Raw genomic sequence first — 7251 nt, 5'->3', positions numbered from 1 at the left:
GCATAAACGCAACGATGGACTGCCGCCGAATGTGGCAGAAAAGCATTACTGGAATGCTCAGAACTCAGTGGCCAAAAACACTTGACCACTACAGTTCGCTGCCGCCCAGGCAGCTCAGAAAAGGTCGCCAACCTTATTCAAGTATGTGCCGAAGTTCGCTGCCGCCCAAGCAGCTCAGAAACGCGAAGTCACCGACATGGCCGCCGCCCACGCGTTCTCTGCCGCCCAGGCAGCTCCTGTTCCGGTCGGTGCGCTAGTGTTGAGGCGGTGAGTTCATGCAGGTGCCTGCCGCATGGGTAGCCCATGCTTAACCCCCCGCCCCAACATGTCGCCCGAGCGGGGGCCGTGGTTACTCTTTTTCGTCCTCTTCTTCCTCTTCCCAGTGTTCCATGGCGCGTTTGTCGTCGGGTAGGCGCACGATGTCGCCGATGACGATTTTCTGGTGTGATTTGAAGCGGTGGCCGTGTTCGTCGAGGATGGCGGCGACGCTGCCGATGCTGACGGCGTCGTCGTCACGGTAGGCTTCCACTTTGACGCGTACGATGCGGCCCTGGTAGCGGGCGGAAAGGATAGCGCCGGGGTAGGGGGAGGTGTGGTCAGGGTCGTTCTTGAAGTACTCCACCACGCTCGCGCTGCCGGGGTCGTCCCATTCAATATGTTTATGCATAGGAAGGCTTCCTTTCGTGTGTCCAGAAAAAGGGTTCCTTTTCAGTGTAGTTTGCGTTGGTAGAAGTCAACCAATGTTCGTGGACACCGTGGGCTGGGCCGCTTAACTTAACCGTTTACGAACCAGGGAGCGGAGCGCCCATGCACTTATACCATGCGCTGTTCGAGCAGTCGGCGACCCCGCTGTTTGTGATGATGTGCGATGGCCAGGCGTGCGTTCAGGGCAATGCTGCTTTTCGGCGTGTGGCCGGTTGGCAAGCCATGGGCTCGGAAGCGGCCTTGGGGCGCTGTTTTCCATTGGATGGGGCGAGCGTGCTGGATACTATTCGCCGCTGTGACGAACAGCAGCAGCCATGCGCGTTGAATGTCCGGTGGGGGGAGTCGGGGCGGGCGTGGCAACTGCAGCTTTCGCCCGTGCGCGATGGGGGCCAGCGAGCAGTGTATGGCGAACTGAGCCAATTGATGCTGCCTTTTGGCGAGTCGCTGGATGATCTGCTCTCGCAGCTGCCGGGGTTCGTGTACCAGCTGCATCTCTCCTTGGAGGGGGCGGCGTGGCGCTACACCTACGTGGGCCAGCGGGTCACGGAGCTGTTTGGTGCCACCGTGGAAGAGGTGCTGGCAGATGCCCAAACGCTGTTGGCCAACATTCATCCCAGTGACCGCGATACGGTGATTGAAGGGTCACTGCAAAGTGCGCGCTCCTTGACGCCCTGGCGAAGTGAGTTTCGCATGTTTCGTCGCGATGGCGAGATGCTTTGGGTCGAGGCCCACGATCGTCCTCGCCGCCAGCCCGATGGCAGCCTGCTATGGACAGGCTACGCCAACGACATTACCCAGCGTAAGGCGCTGGAGGCCGCGCTGCGCTCCAGCGAGCAGCGTTTTCGCCAGCTGGTCGAGCAGGCCAACGATATCATCTACACGCTGAATGCCGAAGGCACGCTGACCTATGTGTCGCCGAACTGGCCGCGCATTCTGGGCCATGAGGTCGAGGAGGTGCTGGGGCAGAACATGAGCTTCGTGCTGCACCCGGAAGACCTGGAAGCCTGCCAGCGGTATATCGAAAAGGTTTACCGCACCGGGGCGCCCCAGGGGTTGATCGAGTACCGGGTGCAGCACGCCAACGGCGAGTGGCGCTGGCACTTTACCAACGGGGCACCGCTGCTGGACGAGCAGGGGCAGGTGATGAGCTTTCTGGGGATTTCCCATGATGTGACGCCACGCCGGGAGATGGAGCAAAAAGTGCTGCATCTGGCCCAGCACGACACCTTGACCGACTTGCCCAATCGGTCGCTGTTCTTCAGCCACTTGAGCAGTGCCATCGCCCAGTCCAAACGATGCGATACACCGCTGGCGCTGCTGTTCATCGACCTGGATGATTTCAAACCCATCAACGACCGTTTTGGTCATGGCGTCGGCGACCAGTTGCTGCAGGCCGTGGCCCAGCGCCTCCGGCAACGGCTGCGCGGGGGCGACCATGTGGGGCGCATAGGGGGCGATGAGTTCGTGGCCATGCTGGGTGGGCCCGTGGGTGCCGAAGAGGCCCTGAGGGTGGCAGACCAGCTGTGCCAGGCGCTGGCGGTGCCGTTCACGCTGTCGGTGGGGGAAGTCCATGTCTCGGCCAGTATTGGAGTGGCGCTGTTGCCCCTGCACGCTGCTGAAGAGTCCACGCTGATCCATTGTGCCGACCAGGCGATGTATCAGGCAAAGGCGCAGGGGCGTAACCAGGCGGTGCTCTATGCGCCCGTTTCGCCAGGTGCTTCGTGACCCACGTACTGGAACAGGAAGTTGAGCGCGGCGGGCAGGCTGGCCCGCCATACACGCCAAGTGTGCCCACCGGGGTACAGGTCTAGCCGCACCAGCTCTGGCTGAATGCGTTCCATGGCCTGGCGTAGCTGGCGAGCGTGGTATTCGGCGTCGTATACGTCACTGCGCCCGGCGCTGATGTAGAGCGGCACGGGCGGAGTGTCGCCCTGTTCGGCGGCGGGGCGCGGTGTGACCTGAAGGCGATAGTGTTCCAGGTGAGCGGGGTAATTGAGCTGCTCCCACAGTGCCTGGTCGAACTGGCCTCGTTCATCCAGAAAGGTGGGGTGGCGGTGCGCCGAAGAGTTGCTGGGCGGCGTGGGCACGTAGCTGGCGGGGCTCAGCGCGGCGGCGGCGGCAAACATTTCGGGGTGTTCCAGCGCGAAGTTGAGCGCGCCGTAGCCGCCTGCCGAAAGCCCGGCCACTCCTCGCTGCTCACGAGTGGTGCCCACGTGGTAGTGGGCTTCGATGTGAGGCATCAGGTCGTTGAAAAAGGCGCTGCGGGCGGGTTCGTTATGGCCATCTACCCACCAGCTGCGGCTGCCTGGCATCACGAACACGGCGGGGGGAATATGCCCTGCCTGTATCAGCCGGTCTGCCACTTGTGGCAAGTTACCCCGAGTGGCCCAGTCCAGCTCGTTACCAAACGAACCGTGCAGCAGGTAGATCACGGGGTAGGGTGTTGTCGCCTGGCTGTCATAGCCATCGGGTAAATAAAGCGTATAAGGGTAATCGTAGCCCAGCGTGGGGGAGTAGAACTGGTCGCGCACCACCTCGCCTGCCAGTGCGACGTTGCTCAACACCAGCCAGCCAAAGAGTCCGGCCAAGCGTCCAGCCAGCAGAGCAATGCGTTGCAAGGCAGTTCTTCTGATCACGGGGCCTCCGGAATTTACGGGCATTTACAAGGTCGGACAACAGGCGGCTCGCGGGTGTTCACTCTCGGACGCTGTTAACAGGATAGCGGCTAGGCGGTGCGCTGGGGGAAAACCGGGAGGCTGGATGCAGAAAATCGAGGAAATCTACTGGCTTCGTGCTTACGGCTGCATTGCCGTTTTTTTGTTTCATTGGCTGGACCATTTGAACCAGCGGTTAGATAACCTGGCCACCGACCTCATGCGGATTCCCCTGGTGTTGGGCACCCCCGTGTTCCTGTTCATCTCGATATTCGTTTTCGCCGTGCGTTACGACAAGCAGGTCCCGCCGGGCTTTCTGCTCCAGCGGGTCAAGTACGTCATGCTGCCTTACCTGATGTATGGCTTCATCTATTCGACGGCAGAGTGGTGGCGGTTGTCGGGCAGCGACGATGCCGTGGGCTTCCTGGCCAATGCGCGCAGCTACTTCATCTATGCGGGCTGGCACGGGTATTTCTTGATCATCGCCATGCAGTTCTATGCGGCGTATTGGGCATTTACCCGCTGGCAGCTGTGGCGGGTGAATCCGGTGCCCTGGCTGTGGGTGGCGTGTGTAGTCAGCATGGCCTACTGGGGGCTGGCGTACTGGTTCCAGGTAGAACCCCCTGGCTACTTGCTGTGGATCGCGCCCCTGGGGTGGGTGTATCTCTTCTTTCTGGCGCTGGTACTGGTGCGCTATTACCCGCTGGCACCTCGTGCCGTGCTGCAGGAGCGCCCCGTGTGGCTGCAAACGCTGTCGCAGTCCCGTTGGCTATGGGGGTGGGTGGCGCTGATCGTGATGGCCACCTTTGCTCATTGGCTGGCGTTCTCTTCCAAGGAAGTCTGGGTCATTCCCTTTTTCGTGCTGTTCGTGCTGGTGACCATGCGCCGCTTGAAGGGGCGCCGAGCGCCTGGCTGGGTGCGCTATATCAATGCCTACTCCTTCGGTATTTACCTGGCTCACCCGATGTTTTTTGCCATTACCGATACCTTGGTCGGCGTGGAAACGCTGCCGCTGGTGCTTTACGCACTGCTCTTGATCGTGGTGGCCAGCGTGGGCTCGGTGCTGTTGAACAAGGCGGTGAACACCACCACCTGGGGCGCCATGCTATTTGGCAAACGCCTGAAAGTATGAGGTTGGCGTTAGGTAAGCCTCGCTGGGGCCGTTCAGTATGCCTTGTGCATTGGGGAAGGCGTTGAAGAGTGATGAAGGGATGAGGGCGACGATCAATGTGGGGGTGTTTCGGTAGAAAAGCGTGCTTTCAACGCGCTCAGTGGCGAGCCTCGCGGCAACCCCAGTGCTTGCCCGCTGAGGGTCTTCAGGCGGGTGGGGCAGGCATGCAGGCGCTGGAGCAGGTCGGTCATTGCCGTGACCTCCAGCTCGGGGTCGAAGCCTCCCAGGCGTTCCAGCCAGGTTCGGCTGATGGCCATGTAAGGGGGCAATGCGGCGTTAGGGCCACGTAGCTGCTGCCAGAGGCGTTCTGGCAACCGAGGCGTCATCGCGCTGATGATCAGCGCATCCAGCGTTTGCGTATCCAGCTCGGGGTACAGCAGGGGCCATAGCTGTGCAGGCAGTACCTGTTTGTGCATGGCCACCAGCAGCCATTCTGCCTGGCTGACATACGCCGCCTGATTCAGGCGAGCGCCCAGTTTCTTCTCTGGGGTGACGAGGCAGTGGGCGTGGAAACGATGCTCCAGGGTCGCGAAGCGCTCATCCAGAAACGCGGCGGTCACGATCACGGGCACGAGATGCTCGGCCAGGCCAGATTGACGAATGGAGCGCAGGTGGCGAGGAAGCCAGGCTCCCGCCACGGAAGCATCGACGATAAAGCAAACCGTACCCATGAAAGCGGCTTCCTTCGTAGTAAAAACTTTCCGTTTGTAATTTATTGTAGGCATTGGTTTCTTTTCGTAGCAAGGAGAAATGGTGGAGAAAAGCATAAAAATAGACTGCCTTGCTATGCACTGATTTTGTGCAATAAGGGAATTTTTTGTATTTTTTTGGTGCATATTGAGCTTGAGACGTGCTCTATGCAGTAGCGTAGTGGGTAAATGCTACATCAGGAGGCATCGGAGAAAATGATTTTTGCTTTTTGAATCATGCTGTTATTTTTTTAAAAGCCATATTGGTGCAAAGTTGGCATGCTACGTGCTTATATTTCGTGACAGCTTCGTAGGCAGTTTCATGAACAGTTTCATGGGCCGTTTGTCAGTCGCTAGCAGGCCATAGGCAGAAGCCGCTTGGCGTGCTACAACGATAGCCGGTCTGAAATGATCGCTGGGCGATTTGTTATCCATGGTCAAGCAAACGTAAAGCGAACAAAAAAGACAAACGCGCCACGTGCCAAGGCATGTAGACGATTTGTTGAATAACACTTTTATCGATAGCTTATTGTTTCAAGCTCTAAGCCACGCTCATACCGGAGGACACTATGTCAGCCAAGACTCTTGCGCTAATCGAAGAACATGACGTTAAGTGGGTAGACCTGCGTTTCACCGACACACGCGGTAAAGAGCAGCACGTGACCGTGCCTGCGCGTGACGTGAACGAAGAGTTTTTTGAAAACGGCCAGATGTTCGATGGTTCTTCCATCAATGGCTGGAAAGGCATCAACGAGTCTGACATGATCCTGCGTCCGGAAGACGGCACCGGCTTCCTGGACCCCTTCACCGAAGACGCTACCCTGATCCTGCGTTGCGACATCATCGAGCCTGCCACCATGCAGGGCTATGACCGTGACCCGCGTTCCATCGCCAAGCGCGCCGAGGCTTACCTCGAGTCCACTGGCCTGGGTGACACTGCGTTCTTCGGCCCCGAGCCCGAATTCTTCATCTTCGACGAAGTGCACTGGAAGTCCGACATTCAAGGATCCATGTACAAGATCACTTCCGACGAAGGCGCCTGGGCCACCGACAGCAAGGTCGAGACTGGCAACCTGGGTCACCGTCCGCGCCTCAAGGGTGGCTACTTCCCGGTTCCGCCGGTCGACAGCTTCCACGATATCCGTGGTGCCATGTGTAACACCCTGGAAGCGATTGGCCAGACTGTCGAAGTACACCACCACGAAGTGGCCAACGCCGGTCAGAACGAAATCGGCGTGAAGTTCAACACGCTGGTGAAGAAGGCCGACGAAGTTCAGGAAATGAAGTACGTGATCCACAACGTGGCGCACGCTTACGGCAAGACCGCTACCTTCATGCCGAAGCCGCTGGTAGGCGACAACGGTTCTGGTATGCACGTACACCAGTCGTTCTGGAAAGATGGTCAGAACCAGTTCGCGGGCGATGAGTACGCTGGCCTGTCTGAAATGGCGCTGTACTACATCGGCGGTATCATCAAGCACGCCCGTGCTCTGAACGCCTTCACCAACGCTTCTACCAACTCGTACAAGCGTCTGGTACCGGGCTTCGAAGCGCCGGTCATGCTGGCCTACAGTGCTCGTAACCGCTCTGCGTCTATCCGTATTCCTTACACTGCCAGCCCGAAAGGCAAGCGTGTAGAGACTCGCTTCCCTGACCCGACTGCCAACCCCTACCTGGCGTTCGCAGCGATGTTAATGGCGGGTATCGACGGTATCAAGAACAAGATCCACCCTGGCGATGCCATGGACAAGAACCTGTACGACCTGCCGCCAGAAGAAGGCAAGTCCGTACCGACAGTGGCCAACAGCCTGGATCAAGCACTGGAAGCACTCGATGCTGACCGTGCGTTCCTGACCGAAGGTGGCGTGTTCACCGACGATATGATCGACGCCTACATCGAACTGAAGATGGAAGACGTTGAGCGTATCCGCATGACGACTCACCCGATCGAGTTCGACATGTACTACAGCTGCTAAGCTGATGGCATGACTGCTAAGATCACCCTTGCGGTGTGACGAGCCAAAACCCCGCT

General features: G+C 58.9%; 6 protein-coding genes. 3 read left to right on the top strand and 3 right to left on the bottom strand.

The window, feature by feature from the left end:
* Window positions 1-349: 349 nt before the first annotated feature.
* On the bottom strand, window positions 350-667 hold the full coding sequence (locus FEU76_RS16435) for a hypothetical protein (protein ID WP_039183279.1): 318 nt from the start codon (window positions 665-667) through the stop codon (window positions 350-352).
* A 140-nt stretch (window positions 668-807) separates the two neighbouring features.
* On the opposite strand from FEU76_RS16435, the gene FEU76_RS16430 reads away from it, so the two are divergent.
* A complete protein-coding gene (locus FEU76_RS16430; RefSeq protein WP_144984387.1) occupies window positions 808-2430 on the top strand; it encodes a sensor domain-containing diguanylate cyclase in 1623 nt (540 codons plus the stop codon).
* On the opposite strand, the gene FEU76_RS16425 is transcribed toward FEU76_RS16430, so the two are convergent.
* On the bottom strand, window positions 2400-3341 hold the full coding sequence (locus FEU76_RS16425; RefSeq protein ID WP_422822517.1) for an alpha/beta hydrolase: 942 nt from the start codon (window positions 3339-3341) through the stop codon (window positions 2400-2402). The genes FEU76_RS16430 and FEU76_RS16425 overlap by 31 nt on opposite strands.
* A 124-nt stretch (window positions 3342-3465) precedes the next feature.
* Here FEU76_RS16425 and FEU76_RS16420 point away from each other — a divergent pair, with 124 nt between their 5' ends.
* On the top strand, window positions 3466-4491 hold the full coding sequence (locus FEU76_RS16420; RefSeq protein WP_144984378.1) for an acyltransferase family protein: 1026 nt from the start codon (window positions 3466-3468) through the stop codon (window positions 4489-4491).
* Window positions 4492-4583: 92 nt separating this feature from the next.
* Here FEU76_RS16420 and FEU76_RS16415 read toward each other — a convergent pair whose 3' ends face one another.
* Complete coding sequence (locus FEU76_RS16415) at window positions 4584-5201, bottom strand: hypothetical protein (RefSeq protein WP_039183272.1); 618 nt, start codon at window positions 5199-5201, stop codon at window positions 4584-4586.
* Between the two features lie 587 nt (window positions 5202-5788).
* Between FEU76_RS16415 and glnA the strand changes: the two genes are divergently transcribed.
* A complete protein-coding gene (gene glnA / locus FEU76_RS16410; RefSeq protein WP_039183269.1) occupies window positions 5789-7195 on the top strand; it encodes a glutamate--ammonia ligase in 1407 nt (468 codons plus the stop codon).
* Window positions 7196-7251: the final 56 nt, after the last annotated feature.

Source organism: Halomonas sp. C22 (assembly GCF_007655045.1).
Classification (GTDB): Bacteria; Pseudomonadota; Gammaproteobacteria; order Pseudomonadales; family Halomonadaceae; genus Vreelandella; species Vreelandella hamiltonii.
This window is presented reverse-complemented; position numbering and strand designations above follow the sequence as displayed.